Source organism: Streptomyces sp. WMMC500, assembly GCF_027497195.1.
Taxonomy (GTDB): Bacteria; Actinomycetota; Actinomycetes; order Streptomycetales; family Streptomycetaceae; genus Streptomyces.
Map to the genome: position 1 here is coordinate 5,231,427 of NZ_CP114905.1, position 15,130 is coordinate 5,246,556.

Sequence of the window (15,130 nt, forward strand, 5' to 3'; positions counted from 1 at the left end):
ACCGCGCCTGCATGCTCTAGCCGGCGAACCCGCCCTTGGGCTCGATGATCTCCAGGTTCGTGCCGTCGGGGTCGTTGAAGTACGCGACCTTCGTGCCGAGCGCTGCTTCGGGGGTGACCTCGCCCGCGAGGAAGGTGTAGTCGTCGCCGAGGAAGTCGTAGCCGGCGTCCTTCATGCGCTGGTACACCGCGTCGAGGTCGTCGACCCTGAGGCACAGGTGCATGGAGCCGGGTCGGTTCGCCATGCCGTTGGTCTTCTCCCCGACCGGGTCCTGGAACTGGATGAGGTCGATGCCCAGGCCCTCGATGTTGATCGTCGCGTACCGCAGTCCGGCGACGGGCAGCCCCTGGGATCTGCCGAAGGGCACGCTGTTCATCGTGCCCTGGGCGACGGGATCGCGTCCGGTGAGTGCCGAGTAGAACGCGAGGGAGGCGTCCAGGTCCGACACCGAGATTCCGACGTGCGCGGGACGGTCGAGGTTCATCGGGGTGCTGGCGACAGCCATAAGGGCCCCCTTCGTTCGATCCTCGCCATGGGTGCCTTATGTCACAATTTTATCCTATTGACCTTGCCGTGCCCGGTTCCGGAACTGCGCGGGCGACGAGCCGACCACCCGGCGGAACGCGGTGCTGAACGCGCTCTCGGACAGGTAGCCCGTGGCCCGTGCGAGCTCGGAGATCGACAGGGTGTCGCGGGTGAGAGCGTCGCGCGCGAGGCTCATGCGCCACTGGATCAGGTACTCCAACGGCGGGACTCCGACGTGGTTCTTGAACGCCTGGGCGAACGCGGAACGCGACATGTGGCTGATCTCGGCGAGCTCCTGGAGGCTCCAGGAGTGGGCCACGTCCGCGTGTACGGCGCGCAGGGCGGCGCCGATGCCGTCCTCGTTCAGGGCGCCGAGCCAGCCGGTGGGCCGGTCCGTCTGGCCGGCGTGCGCGCGCAGCATGTGCACGAGCAGGATCTGGGCGAGGTGGTTCTGCACCAGCGGGCCGCCGGCGGCGGTGATGCCGACCTCGGTGGCCAGGAGATCGATGAGTGTCGCGAGCCGGCTGCCGTGAGGATCGGCCACGCGGACGACCACGAGCGGCGGCAGGAGATCGGTCAGGAGGGCCGCGTTCCTGTCGTCGAACGCGATGTGCCCGACGCAGAGGTAGAGGTCCTCCTCGGACTCCGGGCCGATCCGCACGACCCCGTCCTCGGCGCCCGCCCACAGCGGCTCCGCGGGGCGCGGGTGTGCGTCGAGCGTGCTGGCCAGCACGTAGGGCGGAGGGTTGCCCAGCATGAAGGTGTCCCCCTCCTCAAGGAGCACCGGCTCGTGCCCGTCGAGGACCAGCCGGCATGTGCCGCGCACGAGGCCCCCGACCCGCACGTGCAGGAACGGGCCGAAGCGCACGGCCCACTCTCCCGCGGCCCGGAGGTTGGGCCCGACCACCGTGCGGGGCCGGAGCAGGCCGATCGCGTCGGCCACCGGATCCCCGAATCCGAGCACCGACGCCACCTCCCTGGACGATACGTAAAGAACTCTGGACCCTGCATTATGGATGGTATCTCCGATCTCCCGCACTCTCGAAGTCGAACGGATCGGCTTCGAGAGAGCGATGGAGACACCCTGATGGGACAGTTGGAAGGCAAGACCGCGGTGGTCACCGGGGGCAGCACCGGTATCGGTCTGGCCACCGCCGTACGGCTGGCCGACGAGGGCGCGTACGTGTTCGTCACCGGCCGCCGGGAGTCCGAACTGGAGGCCGCGGTCAAGACGATCGGAGCGGACCGGGCCACCGCGGTCGTCGGCGACATCGCGAAGCCGGCGGACCTGGACCGGCTCTACGACGCGGTCCGGGCGCGCGGCCGGGGTGTGGACGTGCTCGTGGCGAACGCGGGGGTCGGCGCGTTCGTGACGCTGGAGCAGACGACCGAGGAGCACTTCGACCAGACCTTCGGGGTCAACGTCCGGGGCACGCTGTTCACCGTGCAGAAGGCTTTGCCGCTGCTCAACGACGGTGCCTCGATCGTCCTGGTCGGTTCGACGGCCGGTGACCGCGGAGTGGAGGCGTTCGGCGCGTACGCGGCGTCGAAGGCGGCCGTCCGGTCCTTCGCGCGGACGTGGTCCAACGAGCTCAAGGGCCGCGGCATCCGGGTCAACGCGGTCTCGCCGGCATGGATCGAGACTCCCGGGGGCACCGCCGCCTTCGGCGACGAGGAGACCGCCCGGGCCGTCAGGGAGAACGTCGCGGCGACCGTGGCCAAGGGCCGCATGGGTCAGCCCGAGGAGGCCGCCGCGGTCGTGGCGTTCCTGGCGTCGGAACAGAGCAGCTACGTCGTCGGCGCGAACATCTACGTCGACGGCGGCACGAACCAGATCTGAGCGGGCGGCACACGGTGGGGTGGCGTCTGCGGGCGCCCCTCACACCAGAGCCGTGCCCCGCCTCACGGTCGAGCCTCTCGCCGAGCCGATGACCCGCCCTCAACCGGTCGGACAGCCGGTCCGGGGGGTGGGTCGGCCCGCACGGGCATCTCGCGGCCCCGCCACCGGCGGCGCAGCCAGCGGTCGTGGCTGGCGACGACGATCGCGCCCGGCCCGGTCGCCAGCGCGTCCTCCAGTTCGTCGCACAGCCGGGGGGAGAGGTGGTTCGTCGGCTCGTCCAGCAGCAGCAACTGCGGCGGGCGGGCGACCAGCAGCGCCAGCGCCAGGCGGCGGCGCTGCCCCACCGACAGCCGCCCGACCGGCTTGTCCAGGTCGGCCTCGTGCAGCAGGCCCAGCGATGCCAGCGGCACCCGCTCCGCGCGGGCCGGGCCCAGCGCCGCCTCGTAGGTGTCGCGGGCCGCGCGCTCGGGCCGCGCGAAGACGGTGTCCTGGGTGAGCAGCCCCACGGACAGCCGGCGCCGCCTGCGCACCTCGCCCTCGGCGACCGGCAGCCGCCCGGCGAGTACGGCCAGCAGCGTCGACTTGCCCGTCCCGTTGCCGCCCGTGACCAGCAGCCGGTCGGTGGCGGCCACCTCCAGCTCGTCCAGCCTGAGCCGCCCGGGGACCCGTATGCCGCGCAGGGCGATCAGCGGCTGCGGTCCTTCGGCCGCCCGGGCGGCCAGGTCGCCGGCGGCGAACCTCAGGGGGCGCGGTGGCTCGGCGACCTGGACGCGCTCCAGCTCCCCAAGCCGCTGGGCGGCGTTGCGCACCCGCCGGGAGATCGAGTTCTGGACGCGGCCGGCCCGGTGGCCGTAGCCCATCTTCTCGTTGTCGGTGGGGCCCCGGTCGGGGGCCACCCGGCGGGCGGTCACCCCCACCGAGACGCGCAGCCCCGCCAACTCCTCCTGCTCCTCGGCGTACTGACGCTCCCAGCGCGCCCGCGCCGCGCGCTTCTCGGACAGGTAGGCGCTGTAGTTCCCGCCGTAGCGGACGGGTCCTGCCGCCGCCGGGTCGAGGTCGATCAGGTCGGTGCAGACGGCGTCGAGGAAGGCCCGGTCGTGGCTGGCGAGCACGACGGCGCCGGGCAGGGCCCTGACCTGTTCCTCCAGGAAGGCGGCGGCACCGTCGTCGAGGTGGTTGGTCGGCTCGTCCAGGAGCAGGGCGGCGGGCCGCCGGACGAGCAGCGCCGCCAGGGCGAGCCGGCCGCGCTGCCCGCCGGAGAGCGAGCCGAGCGTGCGGCCGTGGTCCACGGCGCCGAGGCCCAGGCCCGCCAGGACCAGGGCGGCGCGGCGGTCGGCGTCCCAGGACTCCCGGTCCTGGGCCTGTTCGAGGCGCCTGCCGTAGGCGTCGAGGACGTCCCGGTGGGCGGGGTCGTCCTCGGCGACCCGGGCCAGCTCCCCGCTGAGCCGGTCCAGCTCGGCGAGGTCCTCGCGGGCCTCGGCCAGCGCCTCGTCCAGGACGGCGGCGACGGTCGTGTCCCCGTCGAAGGGCATCTCCTGGTGCAGGAAGCCGAGGTCGGCGACGCGGGTGACGCTGCCGGCGTCGGGTTCGTCGACGCCGGCGAGCACCCGCAGCAGCGTGGACTTGCCGACGCCGTTCTCCCCGATCAGGCCGATGCGGTGACCGGGGGAGGCGGTCAGACAGACGCCGTCGAGGACGCGGCGCCCACCCAGGTTGCGGACGAGGTCGTGGGCGAGAAGTGCGGGCTGGGGCACAGGTCGGTCCGTCTTCCGTGAGGGGGGCCGGCCCGCCGGGCGCGGGGCCTCGGACGCGGGCCACGTCACACGCCGGCGGCTCACACCGCCGGAGCGCCCGTCTCCCGCAGCGTGCCGTCGGCCAGGCGCAGCCAGCGGTTGATCCCGATCTCCGCGAGGAACCGCTCGTCGTGGCTGACCACCATGAAGGCGCCCTGGTAGGAGTTGAGCGCGCTTTCCAGTTGGCCCGCGTTGACGAGGTCGAGGTTGTTGGTCGGCTCGTCGAGCAGCAACAGATGCGGCGCCGGCTCCGCGCACAGGACGCAGGCCAGGGTGGCGCGCAGCAGCTCGCCGCCGGACAGCACACGGACCGGCAGGTGGGCGCGCGGACCGCGGAAGAGGAACCGGGCAAGCAGGTTCATCCGCTCCGCCTCGGGCCGCTCCGGGGCGAACCCGGCGAAGTTCTCCGCCACCGTCCGGTCCGGGTCCAGCAGGTCAAGGCGCTGCGAGAGGTAGGCGATCCGGCCGTCGTTGCGTTTGATCCCGCCGCCGTCCGGAACGAGGTCGCCGGTGATCAGCCGCATCAGGGTGGTCTTCCCGGCACCGTTGGGGCCGGTCAGCGCGATCCGCTCCGGGCCCCGGACGGTCAGGTCGACGCCGCCCGCGGCGAACACCTCCGCGTCACCGAGACGCACCCGCATCGCCTCGCCGAGGAACAGGTTGCGTCCGGCGGGCACCCGGGTGCCGGGCAGGTCCAGGGTGAGCCGGGCCTCGTCGCGCACCGCGCGGCCGGCCTCGTCGAGACGGGCCTGGGCGTCGCTGACGCGGGAGGCGTGCATGGTGCCCGACCTGCCCGCGGCCTCCTGCGCGCTCCGCTTCAGGTTGCCGGCGACGATCTTGGGCAGGCCGGCGTTCTTCAGGTTCTTCGCGGCGTTGCTCGCGCGCCGCTCGGCGCGCTCGCGGGCCTGCTGCGCCTCCCGCTTCTCCCGCTTGAGTTCCTGCTCGGCGCTGCGGACGTTCTTCTCGGCGACCTCCTGCTCGGCGCGGACCGCCTCCTCGTACGCGGTGAAACCGCCGCCGTACAGGCGCAGTTCCGCGCTGCCGAGTTCCGCGATGCGGTCCATGCGGTCCAGCAGTGCGCGGTCGTGACTGACCAGCAGCAGGCTGCCGCTGAAGTCCGACAGGGCGTCGTACAGCTTGTGCCGGGCCTCGGCGTCGAGGTTGTTGGTGGGCTCGTCGAGGAGGAGGACGTCGGGCTGCTTGAGCAGGTGCGCGGCGAGGCCGAGGGAGACGATCTGGCCGCCGCTGAGCGTGGCGAGGCGGCGGTCCAGCGTGAGGTCGTCCAGGCCCAGCCGGTCGAGTTGGGCGCGGGTGCGCTCCTCGACGTCCCAGTCGTCGCCGATGGCGGCGAAGTGCTTCTCGTCGACGTCGCCGGACTCCACGGCGTCCAGCGCGCGGATCACCTCGGCGACGCCGACGACCTCGGCGACCGTGAGGTCCGCCGTGAGCGGCAGGTTCTGCGGGAGGTAACCGAGGGTGCCGCTGACGGACACCGAGCCCGTGACGGGCGTGAGTTCACCGGCGATCAGCCTGAGCAGGGTGGACTTGCCGGAGCCGTTGGGGGCGACCAGGCCGGTGCGGCCCGGCGTCACGGAGAAGGACAGGTCGTGGAAGACGGGGGTGTCGTCGGGCCAGGCGAAGGAGAGATGCGAGCAGACGACGGCGGCGTCGGACATGGGAGAGACCTCGGAGGAAAAGCGGGCAGAACCCGAGCGGAAACGGTCCTGTGCCCTGGGTGACGTGAGAAGAGGGGGAACGACGAAACGGACCACCTCGGCAGCGCTCCGCGCGCCGGCCGGTGGCCGTCAGATCCGGATCTCACCCGGAGATGTCGTCTTCACCCACCACGTCTGTGACTCCTCAGTCGACGATCTACGTCACCGTCCACGGTAACAGGCACGCTGGGCCCCCCGCCTTACAGTTGGCGCATGGCCAAGAAGCTAGTGATCAAGGTGACCGCGGGAACGGATGCGCCGGAGCGCTGCTCGCAGGCGTTCACGGTGGCGGCCGTCGCCGCCGCCAGCGGGGTGGAGGTGTCGCTCTGGCTGACCGGCGAGTCCGCGTGGTTCGCCCTGCCCGGCCGGGCCGCGGAGTTCGAGCTGCCGCACGCCGCGCCGCTGCCGGAGCTGCTCGACGGGGTGCTGGCGGGCGGGCGGGTCACGCTGTGCACGCAGTGCGCCGCGCGCCGCGGGATCGGGGAGAAGGACGTGCTGGAGGGCGTACGGATCGCCGGCGCGCAGGTCTTCGTCAGCGAGGCGATGGCCGACGGCACCCAGGCCCTCGTCTACTGAACGCCCGCCCGCCGTCTCATTTCTCGTCCCACCACGTGTCGTCCTCTTCCCGCCGGTTGCCGATGATCACCGCGACCGGCGGGAGGGCGGCCGCGACCACGCACATCGCGATGGCGGCGGTCGCGGAGAAGGGGTAGACGACGGCGCCGGCGAGGACGAACAGCAGCACCGCCGTGCCCATCAGCAGGAAGTACCGCCTCCGGCGCCGCGGCTGACTCGGCGGCACCCGGGGGTCCGACTGGACGCCCTCGTGGCGGAAGCCCCGCATGCCTCCACGGTACGCCCGGGAGGCGGTGCGGGGCTTCCGCGCGGACTGCGGGCCGCTCAGACCGCGATCGCGACCTCCGAGAGGCCGCCCCGCGTGGCGACCACGGTGCGGTCGGCGGTGCCGCCGGGCACCAGGGCCCGTACGGTCCAGGTGCCCTCCGCGGCGTAGAACCGGAACTGGCCGGTGGCCGACGTGGGCACCTCGGCGGTGAACTCGCCGGAGGCGTCCAGCAGCCGCACGTAACCGGTGACGGGCTCGCCGTCGCGGGTCACGGAGCCCTGGATGGTGGTCTCGCCGGCCTTGACGGTGGCGGCGTCGGGGCCGCCTGCCTTGGCTCCGCACATGGGGTCGTGTCCTTTCTCGGGGTGTGACCGGGCTGTCGGCGCGCTGCCGTCAGTCGTTGGCGCCGAGCTCGATCGGCACGCCGACGAGCGAGCCGTACTCGGTCCAGGAGCCGTCGTAGTTCTTGACGTTCTCCTGGCCCAGCAGCTCGTGCAGCACGAACCAGGTGTGCGCCGAGCGCTCGCCGATGCGGCAGTAGGCGATGGTGTCCTTGGACAGGTCCACGCCCTCGCCCTCGTACAGCTCCTTCAGCTCGTCGTCCGACCGGAAGGTGCCGTCGTCGTTGGCCGACTTCGACCACGGGATGTTCCGCGCGGTGGGCACGTGGCCCGGCCGCTGCGACTGCTCCTGCGGCAGGTGCGCCGGGGCCAGCAGCTTGCCGGAGAACTCGTCGGGGGAGCGGACGTCGACCAGGTTGAGGGTGCCGATCGCGGCCACGACGTCGTCGCGGAAGGCGCGGATGGCGGTGTCCTGCGGCTTGGCCTTGTACGCGGTGGCCGCGCGCTGCGGCACCTCGGCGACCAGGTCGCGCGAGTCCAGCTCCCACTTCTTGCGGCCGCCGTCGAGGAGCTTGACGTCGCCGTGGCCGTAGAGCTTGAAGTACCAGTAGGCGTACGCGGCGAACCAGTTGTTGTTGCCGCCGTAGAGGACGACCGTGTCGTCGTTGGCGATGCCGCGCTCGGACAGCAGCTTCTCGAAGCCGGCCTGGTCCACGAAGTCGCGGCGCACCGGGTCCTGGAGGTCGGTCTTCCAGTCGATGCGGACGGCGTTCTTGATGTGGTTCTTGTCGTACGCGGCGGTGTCCTCGTCGACCTCGACGAGGACGACCTTCGGGTTGTCGAGGTTGGCCTCGACCCAGTCGGCGTCCACCAGGACGTCACTGCGGCTCATCTGCTTCTCTCCTCCGGAGCGCTGAGACGGGGGTACGGGCGGGTGTGCACCCGGCGACGCGCGGCAGGCAGGGCGGAGCGCCGGGGGCGGAGTGTGCGGACAGCCGGGCTGGCGGTGCGGGGAGGCACGGGCCCGGCTGGGGGCGGGAGCTGCGGACCCGGACCCCGGTCAGGCGGTGCGACAGAGCATGGCGGCGACGCGGCACAGGTCGACGGCGCGCCGCTGGGTCAGGTGATCTGCCTGTCCCCGGGGGCGGGGACCGCTCATCGAGCACAGCATGCGGTCGATCGTACGGAGGGACGCGCGCCTGTGTCACCGGCGTGTCGGATGATGAGACGGCTTCGTCCGGCATATGAGACCTGGGGGGAGGCGGGGGTGGCGCGCGGCGGCCCGCACGGGGGATGGCGGGGGCGGGCCTTCTGCGGTACGGACTCAACGGTCTCAGCTTACGGACGGGTGGCCCGTGGCGGGCGGCGGGCGCGCCGCCTCAGTTGCCGGCCGAGCGCTCGTCGCCCAGCTCCACGTCCCTGCCGCTGCCCGTGATGACGATGCCGTCCTTCGTCACGTCGACGTCCGTCAGACGTATCCCCGGCGGCAGGTCCTCGATCGTCCAGTTGTAGTCCATGCGGTCGCGTACGAAGTCCTCCAGGCCGGGGACGCCCCTGAGGTTGTCGACGTCGGTCGCGCGCAGCCGGATCGTGTCCCCGTCGACCACGCTGACCTTGCCGAGCAGCGACTCCTCCAGCCGCTGCCCGAGGAACGACGTCCCGACCGTCGCCTTCACCTTGTTCTCGCCGGCCGCGCCCTTCCCGCCGTACGCGACCTCGATCACCGGCAGCGCCGCGGAGATGTCCGCGTACGTGATCGTCACCTTGCCGTCGGCCTTGTCCGCCGTCGCCCGGTCCCAGTCGTCGCCCTCGATCCGCACGCCCTCCAGCTCGCCGCGCACGCCGTCCAGGCGCAGGGACCGGCCGTCGCTGCCGACGGCGTCGATGCCGTCGATCCGTACGTCCACGGCCTCGAACTCCCGCGACATGACCTGGGTGAGGAAGGGGAACCCCTTGATGTCGATGTCGGGCCGCTGGGAGAGCCCGTACTCCTTCTCGATGCGGTCTGCCGCGTTCGACTCGGCGAACCTGAGCGCGATGCGGTCGGCGGCCACGGCGAGCACGCCGAGCACGACCAGCACCACCCCTGTGATCTTCAACGCGCGCATCGGTTCTCCGCCCCCCGGTCGGTCGTGCCTGAGAGCTTAGATGAGGTGTACGGCCCCGTACCCGCAGGTTGGCGGGAGCGGCTGCCTGCGGGAGCGGGGCTGCTCCGTCAGAGGAGCGCCAGCCCGAGCAGGTGGACCGCGGGGACCGAGAGCGTGAGCGGCAGGGACACCCCGGCCGTCATGTGCACGAACCGCGAGGGGTAGTCGTAGCTGGCCACCCGGACCGCGACGAGCACGCACACCCCGGCCGCCAGCCCCAGCAGCCCGCCGGCGGCGCCCATGTCGGTGCCGAGCCCCGCCGCGAGACCGCCGGCTCCGGCCGCGGCGACGGCGGCGACGGGCGAGACGTTCGGCGGCAGCGGCACCGCGCGCCCCAGCGTCCCGGCCGCCACGGCGACGGCGCCGACGACGACGGCGTGCCGCTCGGCGGCGAGGTAGCCGGCGGCCAGGACGGCGAGGGCCGCGGCGGCGAGGGCGACGTTGAGCGCGGTGAGGCGCTCCTTGGGGGCCTGGGTGCTGCGGAGCTGGACGAGGGCGATGAGGAGGAACCAGCCGCCGAGGGAGCCGACCGCGGCGATCACCGCGTCCTCCTCGTCGACGGCGAGGACGGTGCCGGTCGCGGTGAGACCGGCCGCCGCGGCCAGCGCGATGCCCTCGCGGGCGGGCCACATGCCGTTCAGCCGGAACCAGCCGGCGGCGGTGACGCCCTGGAGCAGGGCGACGGCGACGGCGAGCCCGGGCCGCACGTCGAGCGCGGCGGTGACGGCGAGGAGGCCGGCGAGGACGGCGGTGAGCGCGGCCGGCTGCGGGCCGGGCGCTATGAGGACGGAGGTGCCCTCCTCGCGGAGCACCTCGGCGGGGGGCTTGGGGCGGCGGGGGGTGGGGGCGCCGTAGAGGGTCCCGGTCTCGGGGCCGCCGGGACCGGGGAAGCCGGCTGCGGCGACCCCGAGGGCGGGGGCGCGGCCGGCGGGGGGAACGTCGGGGTGGGGGTCCCGGGGGGCGGGGTGGGCGGCTGGAGTGCCGGGGTGGACGGGGGCGCCGGGATGGCTGCCTGTCGCGCCGGGGTGCCCGGTGGCGGTGCCGGGGTGGCCGCCTGCGGCACCCGGGTGGGCTGCGGTGCCGGGGTGTCCCGGGCCCGGGGCGGCGACCCCGGCGCCGCCGCGGTCCCAGCCGCCGGGCCACTGCGCGCCGTCCCCGGCGGCCGGGCCGTGGTCGGTGACCGGCGGCAGGTAGGCGGTCTGCCCGACGTCTGCCCCGCCGCCGGGGCCGCCGTGCGGCGAGGGGCCGCCGGCTCCGGTGCCGCCGTAGCGGGCGGCCCCGTCGTCCGGTGCCGGCGGGAGGTACGCGGTCTCGTCGGCCGCCGCCCCCGCCGCCTGCTGCGGCGGATACGCCGCCTGCCCGGCCGGCCGGCCGCCGGGCCCGCCGCCACCGGGCGAGCCGCCGCCATGTCCCGGACCGGGCCCGCCCAGCGAACCGGCGCCGTACGCCGCGCCGTGCCCGCCGGGCTGCCCCGCGCCCGCGGAGTCCTGGCCGCCGCCGTACGGCGCCACGTGCCCGTCTCCGTACGGACCGGTGCCATGCCCGCCGCCGTACGCACCGCCGTAGGCAGCCCCGTACGGGCCCGCGTCCGTCACCGGCGGCAGGTACGCCGTCTGCTGGGCCGCCGCCGACTCCTCGTGCAGCGCCATCCCCAACTGCGTCTCCGGGGCGGCGTAGCCGTCGTCGCCCTGGCCCGCCGCCGGCGGGAACTGCGTCTGCCCGCCCGGCGCGCCGTCGCCTTCGCTCTCCTCGTACGGGCCCCAGCCCGCCTGCGCCGGCGGGGGCGCCGACCACGGCTCGGGGTCGTGTCTCTGGTCGCTCATCGTGCGCCTAGCCTCCCGCGAACGGGGGCAGGACCTCAACCGTCCCCCCGTCCGCCAGCGCCACCCCCGCGTGGTCGCGCGCGCCCACCGCCCGCCCGTCCACCAGGAACGAGCAGCGCGCCAGCACCCGGGCAAGACCCTCCCCGTGCCGCCCCCGCGCCGCGGCCAGCGCCTCGGCCAGGGTGTCCGCCGCGTAGGGCTCCTCCGCGGTACCGGCCGCGGCCTTGGCCGCCGCCCAGTACCGGATGGTGCCGTGTGCCGTCATGGCGTGCCGCCCCTTCCCGTCCTCTTCGCCGTCGTCGGTCCCGCTCGCGCACCGCGTCCGCCCCCATCATGCCCCTGGCGAAATTCTCGTCGCCCCGGGCAACCTTCGACGTACGCTGCGGACGTGCTCGTCCGCATACTCCGCGCCCACCTGCGCCCGTACCGCCGGGACCTCGGCTGGGTCGTGGCGCTGCAGCTCGTGGCGACCCTGACGACGCTCTACCTGCCCACGCTCAACGCCGACATCATCGACCACGGCGTCATCCCCGGCGACGACGGCTACATCCTGCGCACCGGCGGCTGGATGGTCGCCGTCAGCGTGCTGCAGCTCTGCGCGGCCGGCGGCGCCGTGTTCTTCGGCGCCCGTACGGCCAACGCCCTCGGCCGCGACCTGCGCGCCTCCGTCTTCGGCCGCGTGCAGTCCTTCTCCGCCCGCGAGATGGCCCGCTTCGGCGCCCCGTCCCTGATCACCCGCACCACCAACGACGTGCAGCAGATCCAGATGCTCGCCCTGATGACGTTCACGATGATGGTCGCGGCGCCGATCATGTGCGTCGGCGGCGTCGTCATGGCGCTCAACCAGGACGTGCCCCTGACGTCCCTGCTGCTCGTCGTCGTGCCCGCGGTGGGCGTCGTCGTGACGCTGATCGTGCGCCGCATGCGCCCGCTGTTCCGCAGCATGCAGAAGCGCATCGACGAGGTGAACCGCATCCTGCGCGAGCAGATCACCGGCATCCGCGTCATCCGCGCCTTCGTCCGCGACGAGCACGAGCGGCGCCGCTTCGGCAGGGCGAACGACGAGCTGATGGACGTGGGGGTACGGGCCGGCCGGCTGCTGGCGCTGCTGTTCCCGACCCCGATGCTCGCGGTCAACCTGTCGAGCGTCGCCGTCGTCTGGTTCGCCGCCGGGCGGATCGACAGCGGCGCCATGGACGTCGGCGCGCTGACGGCGTTCCTGTCCTACCTCATGTACATCCTCATGAGCGTCATGATGGCCACCTTCATGTTCATGATGATCCCGCGCGCGGAGGTCTGCGCCGAGCGGATCCAGGAGGTGCTGGACACCGAGTCGTCCGTCGTGCCGCCCGCGGACCCGCGGCCCGCCGCGGCCGAGCCGCGCGAGCGCGGCCGGCTCGACGTCCGCGGCGTCGAGTTCCGCTACCCGGGCGCCGAGGAGCCGGTGCTCAAGGACGTCGGCCTGGTGGCACGCCCGGGGCGTACGACGGCGGTCATCGGCAGCACGGGCAGCGGCAAGTCGACGCTGCTGGCCCTGGTGCCGCGGCTCTTCGACGCCACGGCGGGCAGCGTCGAGGTCGGCGGCGTGGACGTACGGGACCTGGATCCGGCGGCGCTGGCGCTGGCCATCGGCTACGTACCGCAGAAGCCGTACCTCTTCAGCGGCACCGTCGCGTCAAACCTCCGCTACGGAAAACCCGACGCCACCGAGGACGAGCTGTGGGACGCCCTGCGCACCGCGCAGGCGGCGGACTTCGTGCGCGCCATGGACGGCGGCCTCGACGCGTCGATCGCGCAGGGCGGCGCGAACGTCTCCGGCGGCCAGCGGCAGCGCCTCGCCATCGCCCGCGCGCTGGTGCACCGGCCGGACATCTACCTCTTCGACGACTCCTTCTCCGCCCTCGACTACGCCACGGACGCCGCCCTGCGCGCGGCCCTCGCGCGCCGGCTCGGGGACGCGACGGTCGTGATCGTCGCCCAGCGGGTCGCCACGATCAGGGACGCGGACCGGATCGTGGTCCTGGACGAGGGCCGGGTCGCGGGCACGGGGACGCACGCGGAGCTGATGGCGGCGAACGAGACGTACCGGGAGATCGTGCTCTCCCAGTTGACCGAGACGGAGGCCGCGGCATGAGCGCGCCGCAGCGGGAACCGGAGAAGGCGCGGCCGGAACCGGTGGCGCCCCAGCGCCCGCCGGGCCCGCGCCCCGCCGGCGGCGGGCCGATGCGCATGTTCAGCGGCCCGCCCGTCGAGCGCTCCATCGACTTCCGCGGCTCCGCCGTCCGCCTCCTGCGCACCCTGCGCCCCGACCGCACCCTGATCCGCGCCATCCTCCTCCTCGGCGCCGCCAGCGTCGCGCTCACCGTCGCCGGCCCGAAGCTCCTCGGCCACGCCACCGACCTCGTCGTCGCCGGCGTCTACGGCGGCGAGGTCGACACCGGCTCCGCCCGCCCCACCGACGGCATCGACTTCGGCGCCGTCGGCGTGACGCTGCTGTGGGCGGCCCTCGTCTACGTCGCCGCCTGGGGGCTCGGCCTCGCGCAGGCGCGGCTGACGGCCGTGGTCGTCCAGCGGGCGGTCTTCCGGCTGCGCGCGGAGGTGGAGGCCAAGCTGTCGCGGCTGCCGCTGTCGTACTTCGACCGCAACCAGCGCGGCGAGATCCTCTCCCGCACGACCAACGACATCGACAACGTCGGGCAGTCGCTCCAGCAGACCATGAGCCAGATCGTCACGTCGCTGCTGACGATCGCCGGGGTGCTGGCGGTGATGTTCTGGATCTCGCCGCTGCTGGCGCTGGTCGCGCTGGTGACCGTGCCCCTGTCGATCACCGTCGCGACCCGGGTCGGCAAGCGGGCGCAGCCGCAGTTCGTGGCGCAGTGGGCGTCCACGGGCAAGCTGAACGCGCACATCGAGGAGATGTACACCGGCCACTCGCTGGTCCAGGTCTTCGGCCGCCGCGAGGAGGCGGCGGAGACCTTCCGCGAGGAGAACGACGCGCTGTTCCGGGCCGGCTACCGGGCGCAGTTCGTCTCCGGGCTGATCCAGCCGGCGATGATGTTCATCGGCAACCTCAACTACGTGCTGGTCGCCGTCGTCGGCGGCCTGCGGGTCGCCTCCGGCGCCCTGTCGATCGGCGACGTGCAGGCGTTCGTGCAGTACTCGCGGCAGTTCAGCCAGCCGCTGGGGCAGATCGCGTCGATGGCCAACCTGGTGCAGTCGGGCGTCGCGTCGGCGGAGCGGGTCTTCGAGCTGCTGGACGCGGACGAGCAGGAGCCGGACGCCGAGCAGCCGGCCCGGCCGGCGGTGCCGGTGCGGGGCGAGGTGGCGTTCGAGGGCGTCTCGTTCTCGTACGACCCGGAGAAACCGCTGATCGAGGACCTGTCCCTGAGGGTGCGCCCGGGCCAGACGGTGGCGATCGTCGGCCCGACGGGGGCGGGGAAGACGACGCTGGTGAACCTGCTGATGCGGTTCTACGAGGTGGCCGGCGGCCGGATACTGCTCGACGGCGTGAACGTGGCGGAGATGAGCCGCGAGGAGCTGCGGGCGCAGATCGGAATGGTGCTCCAGGACACGTGGCTGTTCGGCGGCACGATCGCGGAGAACATCGCGTACGGCGCCCCGGCGGGCACGCCGCAGGAGAAGATCGTCGCCGCCGCGAAGGCCACCCACGTCGACCGCTTCGTACGCACCCTCCCCGACGGCTACGACACGGTGATCGACGACGAGGGCACGGGCGTCTCGGCGGGTGAGAAGCAGCTCGTCACGATCGCCCGCGCGTTCCTCGCGGAACCGGCGATCCTGGTCCTGGACGAGGCGACCAGCTCGGTGGACACCCGCACGGAGGTCCTGATCCAGCACGCGATGGCGGAACTCCGCACGGGCCGCACGAGCTTCGTGATCGCCCACCGGCTGTCCACGATCCGCGACGCGGACGTGATCCTGGTGATGGAGGCGGGGAGCATCGTGGAACAGGGCACGCACGGGGAGCTGCTGGCGGCGGAGGGCGCGTATGCGCGGCTGTACCAGGCGCAGTTCGCGGAACCCGTTGCAGAAACGATCTAGGTCACCCGTGCGGGTGGACTCCGTCCCGGACCGATGATCT

General features: G+C 73.4%; 14 protein-coding genes. 4 read left to right on the forward strand and 10 right to left on the reverse strand.

Annotated elements, in window-relative coordinates:
- Positions 1-16: 16 nt before the first annotated feature.
- Together O7599_RS22575 and O7599_RS22580 are read right to left on the reverse strand one after the other, a co-directional pair.
- Positions 17-505 (reverse strand): VOC family protein, encoded by a 489-nt coding sequence (locus O7599_RS22575; RefSeq protein ID WP_281617422.1) that lies wholly within the window; start codon positions 503-505, stop codon positions 17-19.
- Between the two features lie 54 nt (positions 506-559).
- On the reverse strand, positions 560-1,498 hold the full coding sequence (locus tag O7599_RS22580) for an AraC family transcriptional regulator (RefSeq protein ID WP_281617423.1): 939 nt from the start codon (positions 1,496-1,498) through the stop codon (positions 560-562).
- 114 nt (positions 1,499-1,612) lie between these two features.
- On the opposite strand from O7599_RS22580, the gene O7599_RS22585 reads away from it, so the two are divergent.
- Positions 1,613-2,365, forward strand: coding sequence for an SDR family oxidoreductase (locus O7599_RS22585; RefSeq protein ID WP_281617424.1), 753 nt, complete (start codon positions 1,613-1,615; stop codon positions 2,363-2,365).
- Positions 2,366-2,427: 62 nt separating this feature from the next.
- Here O7599_RS22585 and O7599_RS22590 read toward each other — a convergent pair whose 3' ends face one another.
- Together O7599_RS22590 and O7599_RS22595 are read right to left on the reverse strand one after the other, a co-directional pair.
- Positions 2,428-4,119, reverse strand: coding sequence for an ABC-F family ATP-binding cassette domain-containing protein (locus tag O7599_RS22590; protein WP_281617425.1), 1,692 nt, complete (start codon positions 4,117-4,119; stop codon positions 2,428-2,430).
- A gap of 80 nt (positions 4,120-4,199) precedes the next feature.
- Positions 4,200-5,834 carry an ABC-F family ATP-binding cassette domain-containing protein gene (locus O7599_RS22595; protein ID WP_281617426.1) on the reverse strand — a complete coding sequence of 545 codons (1,635 nt, stop codon included), beginning with the start codon at positions 5,832-5,834 and terminating at the stop codon, positions 4,200-4,202.
- Positions 5,835-6,086: 252 nt separating this feature from the next.
- Between O7599_RS22595 and O7599_RS22600 the strand changes: the two genes are divergently transcribed.
- Positions 6,087-6,449 (forward strand): DsrE family protein, encoded by a 363-nt coding sequence (locus O7599_RS22600; RefSeq protein WP_281617427.1) that lies wholly within the window; start codon positions 6,087-6,089, stop codon positions 6,447-6,449.
- Positions 6,450-6,465: 16 nt separating this feature from the next.
- On the opposite strand, the gene O7599_RS22605 is transcribed toward O7599_RS22600, so the two are convergent.
- From O7599_RS22605 to O7599_RS22630, 6 genes are all read right to left on the reverse strand, one after another.
- Positions 6,466-6,717, reverse strand: coding sequence for a DUF3099 domain-containing protein (locus O7599_RS22605; protein WP_281617428.1), 252 nt, complete (start codon positions 6,715-6,717; stop codon positions 6,466-6,468).
- 56 nt (positions 6,718-6,773) lie between these two features.
- The gene (locus O7599_RS22610) at positions 6,774-7,061 is read right to left on the reverse strand and encodes a DUF1416 domain-containing protein (RefSeq protein ID WP_281617429.1); all 288 of its coding nucleotides are present in this window, start codon (positions 7,059-7,061) and stop codon (positions 6,774-6,776) included.
- A gap of 49 nt (positions 7,062-7,110) precedes the next feature.
- On the reverse strand, positions 7,111-7,950 hold the full coding sequence (locus tag O7599_RS22615) for a sulfurtransferase (protein WP_281617430.1): 840 nt from the start codon (positions 7,948-7,950) through the stop codon (positions 7,111-7,113).
- Positions 7,951-8,437: 487 nt separating this feature from the next.
- The gene (locus tag O7599_RS22620) at positions 8,438-9,166 is read right to left on the reverse strand and encodes a DUF2993 domain-containing protein (RefSeq protein ID WP_281617431.1); all 729 of its coding nucleotides are present in this window, start codon (positions 9,164-9,166) and stop codon (positions 8,438-8,440) included.
- Positions 9,167-9,273: 107 nt separating this feature from the next.
- Positions 9,274-11,028 carry a hypothetical protein gene (locus tag O7599_RS22625; RefSeq protein ID WP_281617432.1) on the reverse strand — a complete coding sequence of 585 codons (1,755 nt, stop codon included), beginning with the start codon at positions 11,026-11,028 and terminating at the stop codon, positions 9,274-9,276.
- 7 nt (positions 11,029-11,035) lie between these two features.
- Entirely contained in the window at positions 11,036-11,293 is a 258-nt protein-coding gene (locus O7599_RS22630; RefSeq protein ID WP_281617433.1) for a MoaD/ThiS family protein, read from the reverse strand.
- A 123-nt stretch (positions 11,294-11,416) separates the two neighbouring features.
- On the opposite strand from O7599_RS22630, the gene O7599_RS22635 reads away from it, so the two are divergent.
- Entirely contained in the window at positions 11,417-13,162 is a 1,746-nt protein-coding gene (locus tag O7599_RS22635) for an ABC transporter ATP-binding protein (protein WP_281617434.1), read from the forward strand.
- An 89-nt stretch (positions 13,163-13,251) separates the two neighbouring features.
- Complete coding sequence (locus tag O7599_RS22640; protein WP_281623477.1) at positions 13,252-15,090, forward strand: ABC transporter ATP-binding protein; 1,839 nt, start codon at positions 13,252-13,254, stop codon at positions 15,088-15,090.
- Positions 15,091-15,130 lie beyond the last annotated feature (40 nt).

Coding starts and splice junctions, on each gene's coding strand:
- O7599_RS22625 (WP_281617432.1), bottom strand. CDS start 11,028: ATGAGCGACCAGAGACACGACCCCGAGCCGTGGTCGGCGCCCCCGCCG.
- O7599_RS22615 (WP_281617430.1), bottom strand. CDS start 7,950: ATGAGCCGCAGTGACGTCCTGGTGGACGCCGACTGGGTCGAGGCCAAC.
- O7599_RS22620 (WP_281617431.1), bottom strand. CDS start 9,166: ATGCGCGCGTTGAAGATCACAGGGGTGGTGCTGGTCGTGCTCGGCGTG.
- O7599_RS22585 (WP_281617424.1), top strand. CDS start 1,613: ATGGGACAGTTGGAAGGCAAGACCGCGGTGGTCACCGGGGGCAGCACC.
- O7599_RS22605 (WP_281617428.1), bottom strand. CDS start 6,717: ATGCGGGGCTTCCGCCACGAGGGCGTCCAGTCGGACCCCCGGGTGCCG.
- O7599_RS22595 (WP_281617426.1), bottom strand. CDS start 5,834: ATGTCCGACGCCGCCGTCGTCTGCTCGCATCTCTCCTTCGCCTGGCCC.
- O7599_RS22600 (WP_281617427.1), top strand. CDS start 6,087: ATGGCCAAGAAGCTAGTGATCAAGGTGACCGCGGGAACGGATGCGCCG.
- O7599_RS22575 (WP_281617422.1), bottom strand. CDS start 505: ATGGCTGTCGCCAGCACCCCGATGAACCTCGACCGTCCCGCGCACGTC.
- O7599_RS22630 (WP_281617433.1), bottom strand. CDS start 11,293: ATGACGGCACACGGCACCATCCGGTACTGGGCGGCGGCCAAGGCCGCG.
- O7599_RS22610 (WP_281617429.1), bottom strand. CDS start 7,061: ATGTGCGGAGCCAAGGCAGGCGGCCCCGACGCCGCCACCGTCAAGGCC.
- O7599_RS22640 (WP_281623477.1), top strand. CDS start 13,252: ATGCGCATGTTCAGCGGCCCGCCCGTCGAGCGCTCCATCGACTTCCGC.